This window comes from Musicola paradisiaca NCPPB 2511, from assembly GCF_000400505.1.
Taxonomy (GTDB): domain Bacteria; phylum Pseudomonadota; class Gammaproteobacteria; order Enterobacterales; family Enterobacteriaceae; genus Musicola; species Musicola paradisiaca.
Genome location: NZ_CM001857.1, coordinates 1009695 through 1028569, shown reverse-complemented (window position 1 = coordinate 1028569; position 18875 = coordinate 1009695). Strand labels below are relative to the sequence as shown.

18 protein-coding genes and 2 pseudogenes are annotated in these 18875 nt (G+C 59.4%); 10 read left to right on the top strand and 10 right to left on the bottom strand.

The annotated features are described in order from the left end of the window. The 3 genes and pseudogenes from DPA2511_RS23825 to DPA2511_RS04675 all read left to right on the top strand — a co-directional run. Window positions 1-259: integrase core domain-containing protein (locus DPA2511_RS23825; RefSeq protein WP_035049438.1), on the top strand; the 259-nt coding region annotated here is incomplete at its 5' end. Window positions 260-337: 78 nt separating this feature from the next. Next, window positions 338-787: pseudogene (locus DPA2511_RS24205) on the top strand (YbfB/YjiJ family MFS transporter); the annotation flags it as partial. Window positions 788-805: 18 nt separating this feature from the next. Continuing rightward, window positions 806-1456, top strand: a complete 651-nt coding sequence (locus tag DPA2511_RS04675) for a glutathione S-transferase N-terminal domain-containing protein (RefSeq protein WP_012764539.1) — start codon at window positions 806-808, stop codon at window positions 1454-1456. A gap of 531 nt (window positions 1457-1987) precedes the next feature. On the opposite strand, the gene hpxK is transcribed toward DPA2511_RS04675, so the two are convergent. From hpxK to DPA2511_RS04640, 7 genes are all read right to left on the bottom strand, one after another. Continuing rightward, window positions 1988-3238, bottom strand: a complete 1251-nt coding sequence (gene hpxK, locus DPA2511_RS04670; RefSeq protein ID WP_012764538.1) for an allantoate amidohydrolase — start codon at window positions 3236-3238, stop codon at window positions 1988-1990. Beyond that, window positions 3235-4479 carry a pyridoxal-phosphate-dependent aminotransferase family protein gene (locus DPA2511_RS04665; RefSeq protein ID WP_012764537.1) on the bottom strand — a complete coding sequence of 415 codons (1245 nt, stop codon included), beginning with the start codon at window positions 4477-4479 and terminating at the stop codon, window positions 3235-3237. The genes hpxK and DPA2511_RS04665 overlap by 4 nt, the downstream gene beginning before the upstream one ends. Before the next feature lie 164 nt (window positions 4480-4643). Further along, on the bottom strand, window positions 4644-5375 hold the full coding sequence (locus DPA2511_RS04660) for an amino acid ABC transporter ATP-binding protein (RefSeq protein ID WP_012764536.1): 732 nt from the start codon (window positions 5373-5375) through the stop codon (window positions 4644-4646). Continuing rightward, complete coding sequence (locus DPA2511_RS04655; protein ID WP_026595123.1) at window positions 5356-6009, bottom strand: amino acid ABC transporter permease; 654 nt, start codon at window positions 6007-6009, stop codon at window positions 5356-5358. The genes DPA2511_RS04660 and DPA2511_RS04655 overlap by 20 nt, the downstream gene beginning before the upstream one ends. Further along, a complete protein-coding gene (locus tag DPA2511_RS04650) occupies window positions 6009-6677 on the bottom strand; it encodes an amino acid ABC transporter permease (protein ID WP_012764534.1) in 669 nt (222 codons plus the stop codon). The genes DPA2511_RS04655 and DPA2511_RS04650 overlap by 1 nt, the downstream gene beginning before the upstream one ends. Window positions 6678-6686: 9 nt before the next feature. After that, window positions 6687-7478, bottom strand: coding sequence for a transporter substrate-binding domain-containing protein (locus tag DPA2511_RS04645; RefSeq protein ID WP_023638172.1), 792 nt, complete (start codon window positions 7476-7478; stop codon window positions 6687-6689). Between the two features lie 273 nt (window positions 7479-7751). Further along, on the bottom strand, window positions 7752-8591 hold the full coding sequence (locus DPA2511_RS04640; protein WP_012764532.1) for a MurR/RpiR family transcriptional regulator: 840 nt from the start codon (window positions 8589-8591) through the stop codon (window positions 7752-7754). A 163-nt stretch (window positions 8592-8754) separates the two neighbouring features. Between DPA2511_RS04640 and DPA2511_RS04635 the strand changes: the two genes are divergently transcribed. The 4 genes from DPA2511_RS04635 to hpxZ all read left to right on the top strand — a co-directional run bounded on the left by DPA2511_RS04635 (window position 8755) and on the right by hpxZ (window position 12392). Continuing rightward, entirely contained in the window at window positions 8755-10344 is a 1590-nt protein-coding gene (locus DPA2511_RS04635; RefSeq protein ID WP_012764531.1) for a gamma-glutamyltransferase family protein, read from the top strand. 64 nt (window positions 10345-10408) lie between these two features. Beyond that, on the top strand, window positions 10409-10606 hold the full coding sequence (gene hpxX, locus DPA2511_RS04630; RefSeq protein ID WP_012764530.1) for an oxalurate catabolism protein HpxX: 198 nt from the start codon (window positions 10409-10411) through the stop codon (window positions 10604-10606). Beyond that, on the top strand, window positions 10603-12012 hold the full coding sequence (locus DPA2511_RS04625) for an AtzE family amidohydrolase (protein WP_012764529.1): 1410 nt from the start codon (window positions 10603-10605) through the stop codon (window positions 12010-12012). Before hpxX ends, DPA2511_RS04625 begins: the two co-directional genes overlap by 4 nt. Then, entirely contained in the window at window positions 12012-12392 is a 381-nt protein-coding gene (gene hpxZ, locus DPA2511_RS04620) for an oxalurate catabolism protein HpxZ (protein WP_012764528.1), read from the top strand. The genes DPA2511_RS04625 and hpxZ overlap by 1 nt, the downstream gene beginning before the upstream one ends. Before the next feature lie 202 nt (window positions 12393-12594). Here the strand turns inward: hpxZ and puuE are convergent, their stop codons facing one another. From puuE to DPA2511_RS04605, 3 genes are read right to left on the bottom strand one after another with little or no spacing between them, the layout of a single operon-like run. Next, window positions 12595-13545 (bottom strand): allantoinase PuuE, encoded by a 951-nt coding sequence (gene puuE, locus DPA2511_RS04615; RefSeq protein WP_012764527.1) that lies wholly within the window; start codon window positions 13543-13545, stop codon window positions 12595-12597. 30 nt (window positions 13546-13575) lie between these two features. Then, the gene (locus tag DPA2511_RS04610) at window positions 13576-14310 is read right to left on the bottom strand and encodes an aspartate/glutamate racemase family protein (protein WP_012764526.1); all 735 of its coding nucleotides are present in this window, start codon (window positions 14308-14310) and stop codon (window positions 13576-13578) included. Continuing rightward, entirely contained in the window at window positions 14310-15032 is a 723-nt protein-coding gene (locus DPA2511_RS04605; RefSeq protein ID WP_012764525.1) for a GntR family transcriptional regulator, read from the bottom strand. The genes DPA2511_RS04610 and DPA2511_RS04605 overlap by 1 nt, the downstream gene beginning before the upstream one ends. A gap of 154 nt (window positions 15033-15186) precedes the next feature. Between DPA2511_RS04605 and DPA2511_RS04600 the strand changes: the two genes are divergently transcribed. The 3 genes and pseudogenes from DPA2511_RS04600 to DPA2511_RS23820 all read left to right on the top strand — a co-directional run. Further along, complete coding sequence (locus tag DPA2511_RS04600) at window positions 15187-16668, top strand: NCS1 family nucleobase:cation symporter-1 (protein ID WP_012764524.1); 1482 nt, start codon at window positions 15187-15189, stop codon at window positions 16666-16668. Between the two features lie 597 nt (window positions 16669-17265). Then, window positions 17266-18468, top strand: a complete 1203-nt coding sequence (gene proV, locus DPA2511_RS04595) for a glycine betaine/L-proline ABC transporter ATP-binding protein ProV (RefSeq protein WP_012764523.1) — start codon at window positions 17266-17268, stop codon at window positions 18466-18468. Then, window positions 18461-18875, top strand: a pseudogene (locus DPA2511_RS23820) (glycine betaine/L-proline ABC transporter permease ProW); the annotation flags it as partial. The gene proV and the pseudogene DPA2511_RS23820, both read left to right, overlap by 8 nt.

Here is an 18875-nt window from a genome sequence, read left to right as displayed (position 1 = left end):
GACCAAAGCGATGTCGCCACAAACCAACGGTATCTGCGAACGGTTCCATAAGACGATATTGCAGGAGTTTTATCAGATGACATTCCGTAAAAAACTGTACGGAGACATTGATACTCTGCAATCGGATCTTGATGAATGGTTGCATTATTACAATAATGAACGAACTCATCAGGGAAAAATGTGCTGTGGGCGGACGCCGATGGAAACATTACTTGATGGAAAACGCATCTGGGCTGAGAAAAATTTAAGCCAGATGTAATCTGACAGACACCTGTATAAATAACCGGTAACTGTCAGATCAAGTCTGAGCTAATACACATTATCCAGTGGTGGTTTTTTCTGGGCGACATTTGGTGTCGGCGCAGTTATTGGCCCACTGATTACGGGTAATCTAGGTGATAGATTTGGGCTGAAACGTTCACTTTGCATCGCATTTAGTCTGAAAGCGCTAGGAGTCGCACTACCGCTAGTCAGTTCGCATCCGGCCGCATTATTCCTGTCTTCATTGTTGGTTGGTATTTTTACTCCGGGAACCGTGACGCTGGTATCGACTTATATGTTGGAATGTGTGGGATATGATCTGCATACAAAAGCATGGAGTGGCATGACACTCTCTTTTGCAATATCGCAAGGGGTGGTTGGTTTTTTAATGGCGTATTCTTTAAGTCAATTGGATTCATACAACGTATTGTTTGCTATCAGTACCAGTGCGCTATTACTTTCTGTGACTTGCATCATGTTGACATCATCGCACCCAATTTCAAAACCTATTTCCCAATCCATTTAGCCCAATAAAGGACTATGCATGCAACTGTACCTTAATGAAACATCCCCTTTCTCACGTGTGGTCGTCGCAACCGCTCTTTTATCACACTGCTCACCACTCACATTTATTTGGGTTGACCCCTGGAGTTCCCCCATTAATCTTAAAAGCGTCAATCCATTTTGCCTGATCCCCACTTTGGAACTTGGTAACGGAGTGGCTCTTACCGAAAGTTTATGCATTTGCCAGTATTTAATTGCAACCTATCAACCCCAAGCGTTACGCCAGGTAGACTCGGCACAGGCCAATGAAATTAAACAGTTAGGGGCAGCAAAGACGCTGATGGACATTGCGTTTCGAACCGCAGTATTAGCACGCTATACCGAAAGTGATAACGCGCTTATTCAGAGAGGGCAGGCCGGTATGATGGAGGCGCTGAAACAGCTCAATAAAGAGATCGGTGATGAGGGAATCAATACCCATCTGACGCCAAATCTTGCCACATTGTATTTCCATGCGGCTCTGGAATATGTCCAGTTTCGTCATGGTGCGTTGTTTAATGAGGTGGACAATGAACATGTGGTCGATTTCCTGCGATGTTCCCCTTTTGCTAGCGTACTGTCGCTGATCAATACGACGTGTTTAGCTAAGAAACCTGATTATGCCAGCTTACTTTCTGGTTTTATCCGGTAGCCACGAACATGGTCTGGTCGTCAGGCCGACGTTCACTTTTTATGATGCGCCATCTGTTACCGAATGAATATTAATGCCAACCCACACAGACAATAATTCAGCCATGACGACCGTGTTCATTCGGGTATTTTCTTTGCCAGTAATTGGCGGTATTTAGGGTATTACGTATTACATGTCATTCCCTATTATGATGATATTGTGATGACGACGCACCTTCACCAAAATAGAATATGGCTGATAAAAAATTCAATTTATGACAGTCACTGATGGCAACAGAAGAAATAAAGCGGGAGCGATTATCGCTCCCAATATCACCGACCACCCGGAAATGTATTGTTAGAAAAAAACGCACGCTAATGCCAAACCATGGCACGGTGGTCAATTCCAGGAGGTTCACACTCTCTTCTTCATCCACCATGAGTGAATGATGTGGCCTACGCCACGCCAACGGTTTCCACTTAAAGATAAAACCCTCGACATACCGACATACGATGGCAGCACATGCCCATCACCCGCGGCCCACTGTATACCTCAGCGATATCCCAACACCGTCAGCCACAGCGCCTGCAACGCCAGCGCCACATCGTCGGTCAATACCGATTCATCCGGATGGTGGCTGACGCCGCCCTTGCAACGGACAAACAGCATTCCCACCGGCCAGCGTTCAGCGATGGCGATAGCATCATGGCCCGCGCCGCTCGGCAGTCGCAAATTGCGGCCCTGCACCGCCGTCACCGCGTCGGAAAGCCGCTGTTGCAGTGCGTTGTCGCACGGCGTCGCCGCGATGCGGTAATACTCTTCGGCGTTAAACGCACAACCGCGCGTGGTCGCTATGGTCTGAGCCAGATCCAGCAACTGTTGCAGCAAGGCATCCAGCGGCGCGTCGGCCGGCCCGCGAATATCCAGCGTCAGCCGCACTTCCCCCGGGATCACATTCGCCGCCCCCGGCAAACATTGCAGGGTACCGAACGTCGCCACCAGATGCGGGTCGCTCGCCAAAGTGAGCTGCTCCGCCCGCGTCATCCAGGCGGCGGCGGCAGCCAGCGCGTCCTGCCGCTGCGACATCGGTACCGTCCCCGCGTGCCCCGCCAGGCCGGTAAACGTACAGTTCAACCGCCGGGCGCCGTTGATGGCTGTCACCACCCCCAGCGCCAGCGCCGCCTGCTCCAGACAAGGCCCCTGCTCGATATGCAATTCCAGATACGCCGCAATCTCCCGCGCCGCCCGTTCGGCGTCGCCAATGGCATCGACGTTCAGCCCGGCGGTGTGCAACGCGCTGGCGACGGTGACACCGTCCGCATCCGTGCGCGATAACCAGTCGGACGGCCAGGTACCGGTCAGCCCCCGGCTTCCCAGCAGGGTAATGCCGAAACGAGTGCCTTCTTCGTCGCCAAAACCGACAATTTCCACCGCCAGCGGCAGCCGGATCCCTTGGCGATGCAAACTGGCGACGGTTTCAATCGCGCTCAACACGCCGAGCATGCCGTCATAGCGCCCGGCGTTGCGCACCGTATCCAGATGAGAACCCAGCAGCAGCGCCGGCGCGTCGGGCGTGTGCCCATCATAACGCCCGCAGATATTGCCGACGCTATCCTGCCAGACGCGCATGCCGGCTTCCTGCATCCATTCGCCGACTCGCCGATTGGCGCGCAGATGCTCCGGCGACAGGTAGACCCGCGTCAGTTGACCGACAGTCTCGCTGATGGCCGCCAGCTCATCGCAACGCTGCATTACGCGACGTGCGGCGCACTGCGCTTCAGCCGCCGTCAGCACGTCGCTCATGCCGGCTCCTTGCGGTTGCGGTAAACATCCCACGCCGCCTGCATCGCCGCGCCTTGAACCGTCGCGAACCCCAGATGATTCAGCACCGCTTCCAGCACGCTCAGCGTCTGCATCACGCAATCCTTTCGGGCGTTATACCCCATGGTGCCGATACGCCAGATCTTGCCCTGCAACGGCCCGAACGAGGTGCCGATCTCGATGGCGAAATCCTCCAGCAGCAGCTTGCGCACCTGTTCGCCGTGGACGCCTTGCGGGATCACCACCCCCAATACGTTGTTCATCTTGTTGGCAACATCGCCGTAAGCTTGCAGCCCCATGCCTTCGATGCCGGCCAGCAACGCATCGCCGTGCAGCCGGTGACGGGCAATACTGGCATCCAGCCCCTCTTCCAGAATAACGCGGGCGCATTCCCGGGCAGCGAACAGCATGCTGGTGGCCTCGGTATGGTGATTGAGGCGCTCCGGCCCCCAATAATCCATCACCATGCCGAGGTCGAAATAGTTGGAATAAATCATTTCGTCGTCGCCGTCCTGATGGTCGGCGGTACGGATGCCCTGCTCCACGCATTTACGCTGGCGAATCACCGCCTCCATGCGCGGGCTGAGCGTGACCGGCGAACTGCCGGACGGCCCGCCCAGGCATTTCTGCAACCCGGCGGACACCGCATCCAGCCCCCAGGCGTCGGTTTCCAGCGGGTTGCCGCCGAACGACGCGGTGGCGTCGGTGTAAAAAAGGACGTCATGACGACGACAGATATCCCCCAGCTCCGCCAGCGGTTGCAGCATGGTGGTCGAGGTATCGCCCTGCACGGTGAGCAGCAGGCGCGGCTTCACCCGCTTAATGGCGTCTTCGATCTGATCCGGCGTGAACACCTCGCCCCACGGCGCTTCGATGGTGTGCACATCGGCGCGGCAACGGCGGGCAATCTCGCACAACAGATGGCCGAAGCGGCCGAACACCGGCACCAACACCCGATCGCCAGGGCGGATCGCCGATACCAGAATCGCCTCGATCCCGGCGCGCGACGTGCCGTCCACCAGCAGGGTCCAACGGTTGTCGGTACGGAACAACTGGCGATACAGCGCCATCACCTGATTCATGTAGCCGGTCATCGCCGGATCGTACTGGCCGATCAATTGGCTGGACATGGCGCGCAGTACGCGCGGATCGGCGTTGATCGGGCCCGGCCCCATCAACAGGCGGTGCGGCGGATTGATTTGCGCCAGCAGTTCGTTATGCATGAAATTCACTCCTGAAATAGATTCCCAACGACGTTGGGGAATGTTCAATGAGAACAGGGATAGCCCAATGCCGATCCCGATATAACCGGCAAGTTGTGCCTACCGTCCGGCGACAACACGCGATCGCTGCGCTTACCGGCGCGCCGGGTCAGACGTCCTCATCCTCACAGTCTTACCGAGGCGATAAACTGCTTCAGTTCCGGTGTGTGCGGGCTGGCGAACAGTGCATCGCCCGGCCCCTGTTCCCACACCGTCCCCTGATGCATAAACACCACCCGGTCGCCCACCTCGCGGGCGAAATTCATTTCGTGCGTGACCAGAATCAGCGTCATCCCCTCCGCTGCCAGTTGTTCCAGCACTTTGAGCACCTCGCCCACCAGTTCCGGATCCAACGCCGAAGTGATCTCATCGCACAGCAGCACCTTCGGGTTCATCGCCAACGCACGGGCGATCGCCACCCGCTGTTGCTGGCCGCCGGACAGGCTGGACGGGTAATACTCCATCCGCTCCCCCAGCCCGACCTTGTTCAGCATCTGCGCCCCCAGCGCCCGGCACTCGGCATCGCTTTTGCCCAACACCAACCGTGGCGCCAGCATCACGTTCTCCAGCGCCGTCATATGGGGAAACAGGTTGAAATTCTGAAAGATCATGCCGACGGATCGGCTGATTTCGCGCGCTTGCGACTCGCGGTCGGTAATAGTCATCCCGCCCAGTTTGATACTGCCGTCCTGATAGCCTTCCAGCCCGTTGATGCAGCGCAGCAGCGTACTTTTGCCGGAACCGCTGCGGCCGATGATAGACACCACCTCGCCCACATCGATATCCAGATCCACGCCTTTCAGTACGTGGTTTTGGCCGTAATACTTATGGACCTGATTAATGGTGATGAGCGGCATTGAATTTCTTCTCCAGATAACGGCTGTAGTAAGAGAGCGGGTAACACAGCAGGAAATAGCCCAGCGCCACCAGCCCGAACACCTTGAACGGCTGGAAGGTCACGTTGTTGAGCATGGTGCCGGCCTTGGTCAGCTCGACGAAGCCGATGATCGAAGCCAGTGCGGTGCCCTTGATCACTTGCACTGAAAACCCCACCGTCGGCGCGATGGCGATACGCATCGCCTGCGGGGCAACCACCCGGGTCAGCGTCTGGGTGAAGGTCAGCCCGAGGCAACGACAGGCTTCCCACTGCCCTTTCGGCAGCGCCAGCACGCTGCCGTGCCAGATATCCACCAGAAACGCACTGGTGAACAGCGTCAGCGCCAGCGCCGCCGCCGTCCAGGGGCTGACGTCGATGCCGAACAACCCCAGGCCGAAGAACGCCAAAAACAGCTGCATCAGCAGCGGCGTGCCCTGAAACACATCGGCGTACAGCCGGGTCAGGCGCAGCGGCCACGGGCGTTTGGTCAGACGCAGCAGCAACAAGGGCAGCGTGACCAGACCGCCGCCAAAAAAGGCTGCCAGCGACAACAGCAGCGTCCAGCGCCCCGCCAGCAGCAGGTTGCGCACGATATCCCAGTCGGTAAACGTCATCATTGGCGCGGTACTCCCAGCAAACGTCGCCCGGCCAGCAGCAGCAGCTGGCGCATCAGCATCGACAGCGCCAGATAAAACAGCGTAGTCACCAGATACACCTCAAAACTGAGGAAGGTTCGGGACTGAATCAGGTTGGCGGCGAAGGTCAGTTCTTCAAACGACACCTGTGACACCACGGAAGAACCGAGCATCACGATGATGCACTGGCTGACCAATGCCGGATAAATCCGTTGCAACGCCGGCGGCAGGATCACCCGCAGAAAGGTCTGGGTTTTGGTCAGCCCCAGCACCCGCGCCGCCTCCCACTGGCCTTTCGGCGTCACCTGGATACCGGCGCGGATAATCTCCGTGCTGTAAGCTCCCAGGTTGACCAACATCGCCAGCAGCGCAGCCTGACCGGCATTGAGCTTCAGCCCCAGCCCCGGCAGGCCGAATACGATGAAAAATAGCTGCACCACAAACGGCGTATTGCGGATCAGCTCGACATACCAGCCCCACAGGCGGCTTATCAGCGTCGGCCTGCCGCTGCGTAGCGCGGCGCCCAACACGCCGATGGCCACGCCGCCGAGGGTCGCCATGACGGTCAGCTCAATCGTGACCCATAGCCCGGCGAGTAATTCCGGCCAGTACGGCCACAATGCCGCGAAATGAAGCTGGTATGTCATAGCTTGTCCTTACGATCCCAGATTGGCCGGCAGCGGCGCCTTCAGCCATTTTTCGGACAGGCCGTTCAGCGTGTTGTCCTTGATGGCTTTCTCAATCAGCGCATTCACTTTGGCCTTCAGCGCCGGTTCATCCTTCTTCAGGCCGATAAAGCAGGGGGAATCCTTGAGCATGAACTTCGCCACTGGCGCTTTGGTCGGGTTCTTTTCCGCGATGGCCGCCACCACCAGGTTGCCGGTGGCGATATACTGCACCTGGCCGGACAGATAGGCGGACAGCGTGGTGTTGTTGTCTTCATAGCGCTTGACGTCGGCCGTCTTCGGCGCGATGTCGGTCAACACCATGTCTTCCACCGCGCCGCGGGTCACACCGACGGTTTTACCCTGCAACGCATCCGGCGACGACACATCTCCCTCTTTCGGCCCGAAGACACCAAGGAAGAACGGCGCATAGGCGCGGCTGAAATCAATCACTTTCTCGCGCTCGGCATTTTTACCCAGGCTGGAGATCACCAGATCCACCTTGTCGGTTTGCAGGTAAGGCACGCGGTTGGCGCTGGTCACTGGCACCAGCTGCAACTTTAGTTTCATCTCGCCCGCCAGATAACGCGCCACGTCGATGTCATACCCTTGCGGTTGTAGATCGGTTCCCACCGAACCAAACGGCGGAAAATCCTGCGGCACCGCGACACGCAGCACGCCGCGCTGCTGAATATCCTGCAATTGATCCGCCATGGCGCTTCCCGCCTGCATGATCAACAGTGCCGCACCCGCCATTGCCAAAAGACCTTTTTTGAAATTCATTGCGTTGCCCCCGGTTACGATAGATTGAAACTAAAGATTCTTACATGCAATTACTGAAACCAATGTTCCAGAAATAAAAGCAAGATATGTGCCAGCTATAAAAACGTAAAGGAAGCAAGAGAGAGGGGAATTAACACGCAAAACCCGCCGTTGTAGCACGCAGAATTCACGACGAAAAAGTCAAAAAGCCACCGCGAAAACGCACATCGGGAGGGCACAGCCACGAGAATGAATTGAACCAAGATAGTGCAAAGGCACCAGTCCGGTGCCCCATTACCGCTGTTCCAACTCTTCCAGTTGCTGATACAGATCGGCGATCTGGTGAATGCGCAGCCGCCCCTCCGCCAGCATCTGGTGCAGCAATGCATTGCTGATCAAATTGACCAGACTCATGGCGGCGGCATAGCTGTCAAAGGCGGAAACGCTGTCCAACGGCGCGCTCAGCGTCCAGTTCGCCAGCGGCGGCAATAGGTGCGCCTGCGGCTCGCACAGCAGCAATACCGGTACCTGACGTTGCTGCAATTGCTGCAACAGTGGATGCATCAGCCGCGGACGACGGCGAAACGCCACCGCCACCACCACATCCTGCGCATCCAGATCCGCCAACTCTTCCGACAGCGTCTGCCCCGGCTGGGCCAGCAGCGCCACCTGCGGCCGAATCTGCAGCAACTGCTGGCGCAGATGCAACGCCACCGGATAACTGTTGCGCAGCCCGAGAATACACACGCGCCGCGCCTGTTGCAGCGCGGCGATCAGCGCGCCGAACTGTTGCGGATCGATCTGGTTGACCCACTGGGTCAGGTTGGCCATTTCCTGCTTGTAATGACGCGCCAACAGCGTGTTGCCCTGCACCGCATCACGGTTGTCCGTCAACGGCATTCCGCTTTGGCGCAGGGTGCGCAGCTCATCGCGCATTTCCCGGTAACTGGGGTATCCCAGACGGCGGAACAGGCGGCTGACCGTGGCCTTGGATACCCCGCTCAACCGCGCCAGCTCGGCGCTGTTGTAGCTAATCAAGTCATCCAGATGATCGAAGATAAACTCCGCCACCCGCTGTTCCTGGGGAGAAAGCGCGCTGTACTGGCTGCGTAGCCGTTCATCGATCTGTTTCATGCCTGCCTCTGCAACTTTTGTTTCATACTATCAACACCGCAGCACCTTACCATATACCGGCAGGCCGACGGCAAGCGGAAAAGATGGAACGGCTTTTGCTTAACATCGACCATTTCGAGCCGAACACCCTACCGGTATCCCGACCACACGGAGAATCATTCACATGATGCAGAGCAACATCGCCCCCTCGGGCATGGCCGTGACCCCGCATCACCTCGCCAGCGCCAGCGCCCAGCGCATTCTGCGCGCCGGGGGTAACGCCATTGAGGCGATGGTGGCTGCGGCGGCGACCATCGCCGTCGTTTACCCGCACATGAACAGCCTCGGCGGCGACGGCTTCTGGTTGATCGTGCCGCCGGAAGGCGAGCCCATCGCCATTGACGCCAGCGGCGCCGCCGGTTCGCTGGCTACGCGCCAGCGCTACGCCGGACACGCCCGCATTCCGCATCGCGGCGCGCAGGCGGCGTTGACCGTCGCCGGTACTGTCAGTGGCTGGCAGGAGGCGCTGGCCTGCGCCGCCGAACTGGGCGGAAACCGCCCGCTGCCGCTCTCGACGTTATTGGAAGATGCCATCGGCTATGCCGCCGACGGCATCCCGGTCACTCAGTCGCAGGAAGATTCGCTCACCAGCCGCCATGACGAGCTGTGCGATTTTGCCGAATTCAGCCGGGTGTTTATGCCGCAGGGGCAGATACCCCGCACCGGCAGCCGCTTTATCCAGTCCGACCTGGCCGCTACGCTGCGGCAACTGGCAGACGACGGGCTCGACAGTTTCTACCGCGGCACGCTGGCGGAGCGGATGGCCCGGCAGATGGCCGCGCTGGACATGCCGCTCACGCTCGATGATCTGGCGGCGCACCGCGCCCGCCGTACCGTACCGCTCACACTCGCGCACAGCCGGGGCGAGGTGTTCAATCTGGCGCCGCCGACCCAGGGGCTGGTCTCGCTGGCGATCCTCGGCATCACCGATCGGCTGGGCATGGAAGATCTGAGCGACAGCCAGACCATCCACCGCCTTGTGGAAGCCACCAAGCTGGCGTTTCGGCTGCGCGATCGCTACATCACCGATCCGCGCTTGATCGACCAGAACATGCAGGATCTGCTGAGCAGTCAGCACCTTGATGAACTGGCCGGTAACGTCGATACCCGCTGTGCGTCGTCCTGGGGAGAAGGCAAAGGCCCCGGCGATACCGTGTGGCTCGGCACCTGCGACCGCAACGGGTTGGCGGTGTCCTTCATCCAGAGCATCTACCACGAATTCGGCAGCGGCGTGATCCTGCCGGGCACCGGCGTGCTGTGGCAGAACCGCGGCGCCTCTTTCAGCCTGGATCCGCACCACCTGCTGGCGCTGGCGCCGGGGAAACAACCGTTCCACACCTTAAACCCGGCGGCGGCGCGGCTATCCGACGGACGCACGCTGGTCTACGGCTCGATGGGCGGCGACGGCCAGCCCCAGACGCAGGCGGCGCTGTTTACCCGCCACGTCATCCAGCGCATGCCGCTACAACAGGCGATCACCGCACCGCGCTGGCTGCTGGGGCGAACCTGGGGCCAGGCCACCGATACGCTCAAACTGGAAGATCGCTTCCAGCCGGCCACGGTGCAGGCGCTACGCGGGCTGGGGCACGATGTGGAACTGCTCTCCGGTTTCAGTGAAACCGTCGGCCACGCCGGGGCCATCGTGCGCCACCCCAACGGCATGCTGGAAGGCGCGGCGGATCCGCGCAGCAACGGCAGCGCCGCCGGATTCTGACTGTTTGCGAACCCAGGAACGACGTGTAAACCCCAACATATTTTTTGAGTTAAGGAGTTATGCCATGAATACGCAGGCCCTCGACAACGCGGCGCTCGCCGCCTATCTGCAACAAATGGAAACCCTGCTGGGGTTGGATCTGGATGACGTCCGCCGCCAGGAATTGCAGTTGCAGTTCAGCCGTATCGCCACGATGGCGCAACCGTTGATGGCCTACCCGCTGGAAACGCGGCAGGAAGTGGCGGGAGTGTACCGGCCATGAACCTGACTCAGCTCTCCATCCGCACCCTGCAAAACGAGGTGGCGCAGGGGCACCTGTCCGCCGTCGACATCGCGCAGCATACGCTGGCGCAGATCGAACGCTTGAATCCGCTGCTTAACGCCTACACCCGTCTGACCCATGAACGGATGCTGGCGGAAGCCGCCGCCATCGACGAACAGCAACGGACGGGGCAACAACTGCCGCCGCTGGCCGCCGTGCCCTATGCGGTCAAAAACCTGTTCGATGTGGCGGGTGAAACCACACTGGCGGGGGCGCGCCTCTATAGCCGGAACCCGCCCGCCGCGCAGGACGCCTTCGCCGTGGAACAACTTCGCCGCTCGGGCGCGTTGCTGAGCGGCCTGCTGAACATGGACGCTTATGCTTATGGCTTCACCACCGAAAACAGCCACTACGGCCCGACGCGCAACCCGCACGATCCCAGCCGCATCGCCGGTGGTTCGTCCGGCGGTTCCGCCGCCGCCGTCGCCGCCGGGCTGGTGAGCTTCTCACTCGGCAGCGACACCAATGGCTCGATCCGCGTGCCCGCGTCGCTGTGCGGCATCTTTGGCCTGAAACCCACCTTCGGCCGCCTGTCGCGCCACGGCACGCAGCCGTTTGTCGGCAGTCTGGATCACATCGGCCCGCTGGCTCGCACCACCGAGGATCTGGCCTGTGTGTTTGATGCCCTGCAAGGGCGTGATCTTGCCGATCGTTTTCAGGTGGCACAGCCGGCTATCGCCGCCGTCGATGCATTAGCGGACGACACGCCGCTGCGCTGCCGCGTACTGGGCGGCTATTTCGCCGACGGGTGCGACGAACACGCCGCCGATGCGGTACGCCGGGTGGCGACCGCGCTGGCGGCGGACGACGACTGCGACTTGCCGGATGCCGGACTGGCGCGCACCGCCGCGTTTTTGCTCTCCGCCAGTGAAGGCGGCAATCTGTATCTGCCCGCCCTGCGCGCCACGCCGGAGCTGTTTGAACCGCTATCCCGCGAGCGCCTGCTGGCCGGCGCCATGATCCCGGCAGCCTGGTACCTACAGGCCCAGCGCTTCCGTGATCATTTCCGTCGTCAGGCGATGGCGCTGTTCGCCGATACCGATCTGCTGATCGCCCCGGCGACCCCTTGCAGCGCCACGCTGATCGGCCAGGAAACCATGCGCATCAACGGCGCCGACCTGCCGATCCGCGCCAGCATGGGCATGCTGACCCAGCCGATTTCGTTTGTCGGCCTGCCGGTGGTCACGGTGCCGCTCACCGCCGCCCACGGGTTGCCGATCGGCGTTCAGCTGATCGCCGCGCCCTGGCGCGAAGATCTGGCGCTACAGGCCGCCTGGCGCCTGGAGCAACAAGGTATCGCGCAGGCATTGGCGCCTGCTCCCCTCAATCCGATGGAAAATCGCTGATGAGTATTGAAATCAACCTGCCCGAGGTCTTGGACGACGTTACCGCCGCCTTTTATCGCTACGAACAAGCGTTGACCGGCAATGATATCGAGGTGCTGGACGAACTGTTTTGGCACGACGCGCGCACTGTGCGCTACGGCGCATCGGAAAACCTGTACGGCATCGAACAGATCCGGGAATTCCGCGCCGCCCGGCCGTCAAGCGGGCTGGATCGCCAAGTGCAAAATACGGTGATCACCACCTACGGCCGCGACATGGCGGTGGCCAGCACCGAGTTTCGCCGCGCGGGCACGGAAAAGATCGGCCGCCAGATGCAGACCTGGCTGCGCACCGAACAAGGCTGGCGCATCGTCGCCGCTCACGTCAGCCTGATGGTCTGACGGGAACACACCGGCGTCGCACTTTCAGCAACGGTGTTGACCGCACGGGCAATGCGAGAAGCCGGCACGATGCCGCACTGAGCAAGGAAGGACGCACCGCACTGTGGACGAAAGGCGCACCCTATTGTGCGAAGAAAGGCGCGCCGGGTGATATGCCCGGCAGTCATCGGCGACGCCAACGCGCCGCATGGGCAGGGGAAAATCAGGCGCCGCGATACGGGTGTTCCCGATACCAGTGCTCGGCGATCTCCTGACGACGACACACCCACACCCGATCGTGTTGCTGGATGTAGTCGAGGAAGCGCTGCAACGCCCGGAAACGTCCCGGCCGCCCCAACAAACGGCAATGCATGCCCACCGACATCATTTTCGGCGCGTTTTCGCCCTCGGCGTACAGCACATCAAAACTGTCTTTCAGGTAGGTGAAGAACTGATCGCCGCTGTTGAAGCCCTGCGGCGCGGCGAAGCGCATATCGTTGGTTTCCAGGGTATAGGGGATGATCAAGTGCGGGCGCAACGCGCCGTCCGATAGTTGCACCGGCATCCAGAACGGCAAGTCGTCGCCGTAATAGTCGCTGTCGTACAGAAAGCCGCCGTGCTCCAGCACCAACTGCCGGGTATGCGGGCTGTCGCGCCCGGTATACCACCCTAACGGCGGCCGGCCGAACAGCGCGGTCTGCACCTCCACCGCCCGGCGCAAATGCTGGCGCTCCGTTTCCACATCCATTTCCTGGTAGTGGATCCAGCGCCAGCCGTGGCTGACCACATCGTAGTCCACCTCACGGATCGCCGCCGTCACCGCCGGATTGCGCGCCAGCGCCATGGCGACGCCGAATACCGTCAGCGGCAGGCCCCGGCGCTGAAACTCCTGATGGATACGCCAGAAACCGGCGCGGGAGCCGTACTCGTAAAGCGAATCCATCGACATATGCCGCGCGGGATAACTGGCGGCGCCGATAATATCCGACAGGAACTGTTCGGATCCCGCGTCGCCGTGCAGCACGTTATTTTCCGCGCCTTCTTCATAATTCAGCACGAATTGTACTGCGATGCGTGCGCGCCCCGGCCAGTTGGCGTGCGGCGGTTTGCCCGCATAGCCGATCAGATCACGCGGGTAATCCGGGTCAGGTCCCCAGTCTGCGAGGGTATTCATGGATACATCCTTCTTCATGCTTAGCGGGGATCAGCGCAGGTGGCTGAAGGCGCCGGTCAAGGGTTTATCCAGCGGATAGTCGAGATCGCCGTGCTTGCTGGTGGAAAGCCCAAGCCCCGCCAGCGCTTCCACCATTTTGACCGCCGCGCTGACGCCGTCGATCACCGGCATGTCCAGCTCCCGCGTCAGCGTCTGCGCCAGATCCGCCATGCCGCCGCAGCCCAGGACGATCGCGCCGCAGCCATCCTGACGCCGGGCCTGGATACACTGCTCCCGTACTTTGTGCTGCGCCATGCCGTGCGGATCCTCCAGCGCCTGTACCGGCAGGTCGATCGCGTGCAACGCCGCGCAATGGTGTTCAAAACCGTAGCGTTGCAGCAAATGCCGGGCGATCACCAACGTGCGCGGCAGCGTGGTGATAATGGAAAAACGTGTCGCCACCAGCGTCGCCATATGCATCGCCGCCTCGGCGATACCGACCACCGGCGCACGCGCCAGTTCCCGCGCCGCCAGCAGACCCGGATCGCCGAAGCAGGCGATGATGTGCCCGTCGACGCCCTGTGCCTTGCCGAGGCGTACCTGCTCCAGCACGCCCAGCGTCGCCACCGCTTCATCAAAATGCCCTTCGATGGAAGGCACCCCCTGCGACGGGCAAACCGCCGCGATTTCAGTGCCCGGCGCTGCCGCCCGTCGCGCCGCGCCGGCGATGGTGTCGGTCATCGCCTGGCTGGTGTTGGGGTTAATCACCTGGATCACGCAGGCCATCACGCTTTCTCCTCATTGAGATGCCCGAACAGACGATGAAAATCCGGCGCGACCTCTTCATCGCGATCGAAACGCAGGCTGGCGACGATCTCATCAAAATGCTGTTGCATCGCGGCGGTCAGCCCCGGTAGATCGCCGGCTCGCAGCAGCGCCAGCAGATCCTGATGATCATGGCAGCGACACCCCTGCTGCCACGGCGTACCGTAAGCGGCGATCACCAACGATGAACGCAGCGTCAATTGCGAAACCAGACCGGCGAGGACATGGTTGCCGGATAGGGCCTGCAGTTGAATATGAAATGCGGCGGAAAGACGGATCGCCTCGGCGCCGTTGTGATCCTGATGTGCTTTCTCCTCATCGGCGATCAACGACGCCAGACCAGCCAGATGGGTCGATTGACAGTGCGCCACCACCTGCGGCAGGTTGGCGCACTCCATCAGGCAGCGGGTCTGAAAGATATCGCGCGCTTCCTGCACGGTAGGCGTCGCCACCTGTGCACCACGTTTGGGCAGCAGGGTGATCACTTGCACAGTGGCAAGACGCTGTAGCACCTTGCGGATCCCGGTGCGGCTGACGCCGAACACGTCCGCCAGCGCCTCTTCCGGCAGCCGGGTGCCCGGCAATAAATGATGCTCTACGATGGCATTCAGCAACGCCTGATAGATAACCTCATCTTTTTGCTCAAAAAAGGTCTCCTTATCGAGACCGTAGGTATAGTTCATTACGTTATTCCGTTGTCACATCGTCAATAAATCGTATACATAAAAACAATACAATGTATACAAAAACCCATATTCTGGCCCAATTCCTGCAATACACCGCTTGCCTGTATCAACAATATTCCATTTCTCATCGCAGACAAGAGGAGCAGATTCCATGCCAGAAACGACAATCACAACCGGGAATAGCCCGGCGCATTACAGCCCCAGACTGTGTAATGAGGATCTGGCGCCAACGCGGGAACAGAACTGGTCTTGGTACAACATATTCTCGTTCTGGATGTCGGATGTGCACAGTATGGGCGGCTATGTGGTCGCCGCCAGTTTCTTCACGCTGGGGTTGGCCAGCTGGCAGGTGCTGCTATGCCTGCTGGCGGGCATCTGCATCGTGCAACTGTGCGCCAATCTGGTCGCCAAACCCAGCCAGATGAGCGGCGTACCCTATGCGGTGATCAGCCGTCAGGCCTTCGGCGTGTTCGGCGCCAATATTCCGGCGGTGATTCGCGGGTTGATCGCCTTCGCCTGGTACGGCATCCAGACTTATCTGGCCGCCAACGCGCTGATGCTGGTGGCGCTGAAGTTCTATCCCGCACTGACGCCGCTGACGCAGCCGCACTGGCTCGGGCTGTCCGCGCTGGGCTGGATCTGCTTCGGTATTATGTGGCTGTTGCAGGCGATGGTATTCTGGCACGGCATGAGCGCCATCAAGCGTTTTATCGATGTCGCCGGCCCGGCGGTTTATGTCGTCATGTTGGCATTGGCGGCATGGATTGTATACAAAACAGGGCTAAGCAGTATTTCATTCACGCTGGGCAGCAAGTCGCTCAGCGGCGGCGAACAGCTCTGGCAGATGATCACCGCCACCGCGCTGGTCGTTTCCTATTTCTCCGGGCCGTTGCTGAACTTCGGCGACTTTTCCCGCTACGCCAAAAACATGGGAGAAATTCGTCGCGGCAACCGCTGGGGGCTGCCGTTCAACTTTCTGCTGTTCTCCATCGTCACCGTGGTGATCGTCTCCGGCACCCAGTCGCTGTTCGGGCAGATGATGACCGATCCGATCGAGACCGTCAGCCGTGTCGGCAGTAGCGTGGCGGTGGCACTGGGCTTGCTGACCATGATCATCGCCACCATCGGCATCAACATCGTCGCTAACTTTGTTTCGCCGGCGTTCGATTTCTCCAACTGCGCGCCGCAGCGTATCAGCTTTCGCACCGGCGGCATGATTGCCGCGGTAGGCTCGGTACTGCTGACGCCGTGGAACCTGTTCCAGTCCCCGGAGCTGATCCACTACACGCTGGATGTGCTGGGCGCCTTTATCGGCCCGTTGTTCGGCATCCTGCTGGCCGATTTCTATCTCATCAAAGGCAGCAAGGTTGACGTGGATGCGCTGTTCAACGATGCGCCGGGCGGCCGCTACTGGTATCGCAACGGCGTCAATCCCAACGCAGTGCTGGCATTGCTCCCGTCGGTGGCGATCGGCCTGGTGATCAGCTTCATTCCCGCCTGGCATGACGTCGCCAATTTCAGCTGGTTTATCGGCGTGGCGTTGGGGGCGGGTTGTTACCGTTATCTGGCTCGCCACGAACGGGCGCAGTCGCCCGCGGCGTTTATGTCCGGACTGGCGCTGGGTAAAGAGTAATCTGCCGCCAAGGTTCACACGTTCTTTCCACCATCGACGCCACCAGTGCGTCGATGGCATTGTCTTCATCGATGCACTTGCGTCTGAGGGCGGGTGATAATGCGCGCGGCTTATCGCAGGATAAGGCCTTTCATATCGCGCTCATTGCCATCAATGGCAGGCCGTATTATTCCCCCCAAAATCCTCCAATGATGGAGGAATATTCAAACCGCTAAACGCCCCATTATTTCCCGCAAAGAACAATTCCAAAAACGGTATTTTAATTACCCCAAGCAATAACCAGAGAAGATAAAAACGAGATAATTCTTAGTCAAAATTCCGTCTTCAAGTTGTCAATTAATATTCATATAAACACCGAAATGATCGCAATATATCCTGAATAAGAGGAATCATAAATTAATAAATAAAAACAACATATTGAATATAAAAAACCCGTTCTTAATTATCAAAAAAACACGGTTTACATTGTGTGAACAATATTGAAAACCTCAGACCAAGGGTTGTCATCGACGCTCAGTATGCTAGGGTAATAACAGTCTCACCCATTCACAGGACAACACTATCGCACGATAAACTCCATAGGAAACCTTTCATTACATGGCAATTAAACTTGAAATAAAGTCTCTGTATAAAATATTTGGCGACCACCCTGACCGGGCATTTAAACTTATCGATAAAGGCCTGAACAAAGATCAGATTTTCAAAAAAACCGGTCTGACCGTCGGGGTGAAAAATGCCAGTCTGGCCATTGAAGAAGGCGAGATTTTCGTGATCATGGGATTATCCGGTTCCGGTAAATCCACGCTGGTACGCCTTCTCAATCGCCTGATCGAACCGACCCGCGGGCAAGTGCTGATCGACGACGAGGATATCTCCCGTCTGCCCGACAGTGCGCTACGTGAGGTTCGGCGTAAAAAAATCAGCATGGTGTTTCAGTCGTTCGCGCTGATGCCCCATCTCAATATTCTCGACAATACCGCCTTCGGCATGGATCTGGCCGGGGTGCAGCGCGCCGAACGCGAACAGAAGGCGATCAGCGCGCTGCAACAGGTTGGGCTGGAAACCTATGCCCACGCCTATCCCGACGCGCTCTCCGGCGGCATGCGCCAGCGCGTCGGTCTGGCGCGGGCATTGGCCAACGACCCGGACATCCTGCTGATGGACGAGGCGTTTTCGGCGCTCGACCCGTTGATTCGTACCGAGATGCAGGACGAGTTGATCCGCCTGCAGGCGCGACAACAACGCACAATCGTCTTTATTTCCCACGATCTCGACGAAGCGATGCGCATCGGCGATCGCATCGCCATCATGCATAGCGGCGAAGTGATTCAGGTCGGTACGCCGGATGAGATCCTCAACAACCCGGCGAACGATTATGTCCGCGCCTTTTTCCGCGGCGTAGACGTCAGCCAGGTGTTCAGCGCCGGCGATATCGTCCGCCGTCGGCCCGTGGCGTTGATCCGTAAAATTCCGGGCGTAGGGCCGCGTTCAGCATTGAAGATATTGCAGCAAGAAGATCGCGAGTACGGCTATGTGCTGGAGCGCGGTCAGAAATTTATCGGCGTCGTTTCCCTCGATTCACTCAAACAAGCGCTGCAGGCACAACAGCCGTTGGAGCAGGCATTGTTGCCCGCGCCGGCGGCCGTCTCCGCCAGCATGCCGCTCAGCGAACTGATCTCTCAGGTGGCGCAGGCGCCCTGTGCGGTGCCGGTCGTCGGAGAACACCATGAATATCTTGGCATCATCTCCAAAGGGATGTTGCTGCAGGCGCTGGATAAGGAGGGCTCGCTAAATGGCTGATACGCAAAACCCAAACCTGAACGAAACGCTGAGCGGGGATACCACCCGCCAGACGGCGGATCCCTGGGCGACGGTCGGCCAGCCGGCCGACGCATCCCCTGCATCGGATCCTTGGGCCACGGCGCCCGGTAGTGCGCCAACCTCGGTCGACCCGCTGCACAATCCACCGTTGCACAGCCCGCCAACCGCCGCCGATGCCCCGCCGCAGAGTGCGGACTGGCTGAATAACGCACCCGCTAACGTGGATACGGCGTTCAATCCGCTTGATCCATTCCACCACACATTGGTGCCGCTCGACCGTTGGGTCACAGACGGGATCGACTGGCTGGTGTTGCACTTTCGCCCGCTGTTTCAGGGGATCCGGATGCCGGTGGACATGATTCTGAATGCCTTCCAACAGCTGCTGA

Bases quoted from the DNA above. Each gene is read 5' to 3' on its own strand.
- DPA2511_RS04675 (WP_012764539.1), top strand. From the start codon at position 806: ATGCAACTGTACCTTAATGAAACATCCCCTTTCTCACGTGTGGTCGTC.
- hpxK (WP_012764538.1), bottom strand. From the start codon at position 3,238: ATGAGCGACGTGCTGACGGCGGCTGAAGCGCAGTGCGCCGCACGTCGC.
- DPA2511_RS04665 (WP_012764537.1), bottom strand. From the start codon at position 4,479: ATGCATAACGAACTGCTGGCGCAAATCAATCCGCCGCACCGCCTGTTG.
- DPA2511_RS04660 (WP_012764536.1), bottom strand. From the start codon at position 5,375: ATGCCGCTCATCACCATTAATCAGGTCCATAAGTATTACGGCCAAAAC.
- DPA2511_RS04655 (WP_026595123.1), bottom strand. From the start codon at position 6,009: ATGACGTTTACCGACTGGGATATCGTGCGCAACCTGCTGCTGGCGGGG.
- DPA2511_RS04650 (WP_012764534.1), bottom strand. From the start codon at position 6,677: ATGACATACCAGCTTCATTTCGCGGCATTGTGGCCGTACTGGCCGGAA.
- DPA2511_RS04645 (WP_023638172.1), bottom strand. From the start codon at position 7,478: ATGAATTTCAAAAAAGGTCTTTTGGCAATGGCGGGTGCGGCACTGTTG.
- DPA2511_RS04640 (WP_012764532.1), bottom strand. From the start codon at position 8,591: ATGAAACAGATCGATGAACGGCTACGCAGCCAGTACAGCGCGCTTTCT.
- DPA2511_RS04635 (WP_012764531.1), top strand. From the start codon at position 8,755: ATGATGCAGAGCAACATCGCCCCCTCGGGCATGGCCGTGACCCCGCAT.
- hpxX (WP_012764530.1), top strand. From the start codon at position 10,409: ATGAATACGCAGGCCCTCGACAACGCGGCGCTCGCCGCCTATCTGCAA.
- DPA2511_RS04625 (WP_012764529.1), top strand. From the start codon at position 10,603: ATGAACCTGACTCAGCTCTCCATCCGCACCCTGCAAAACGAGGTGGCG.
- hpxZ (WP_012764528.1), top strand. From the start codon at position 12,012: ATGAGTATTGAAATCAACCTGCCCGAGGTCTTGGACGACGTTACCGCC.
- puuE (WP_012764527.1), bottom strand. From the start codon at position 13,545: ATGAATACCCTCGCAGACTGGGGACCTGACCCGGATTACCCGCGTGAT.
- DPA2511_RS04610 (WP_012764526.1), bottom strand. From the start codon at position 14,310: ATGGCCTGCGTGATCCAGGTGATTAACCCCAACACCAGCCAGGCGATG.
- DPA2511_RS04605 (WP_012764525.1), bottom strand. From the start codon at position 15,032: ATGAACTATACCTACGGTCTCGATAAGGAGACCTTTTTTGAGCAAAAA.
- DPA2511_RS04600 (WP_012764524.1), top strand. From the start codon at position 15,187: ATGCCAGAAACGACAATCACAACCGGGAATAGCCCGGCGCATTACAGC.
- proV (WP_012764523.1), top strand. From the start codon at position 17,266: ATGGCAATTAAACTTGAAATAAAGTCTCTGTATAAAATATTTGGCGAC.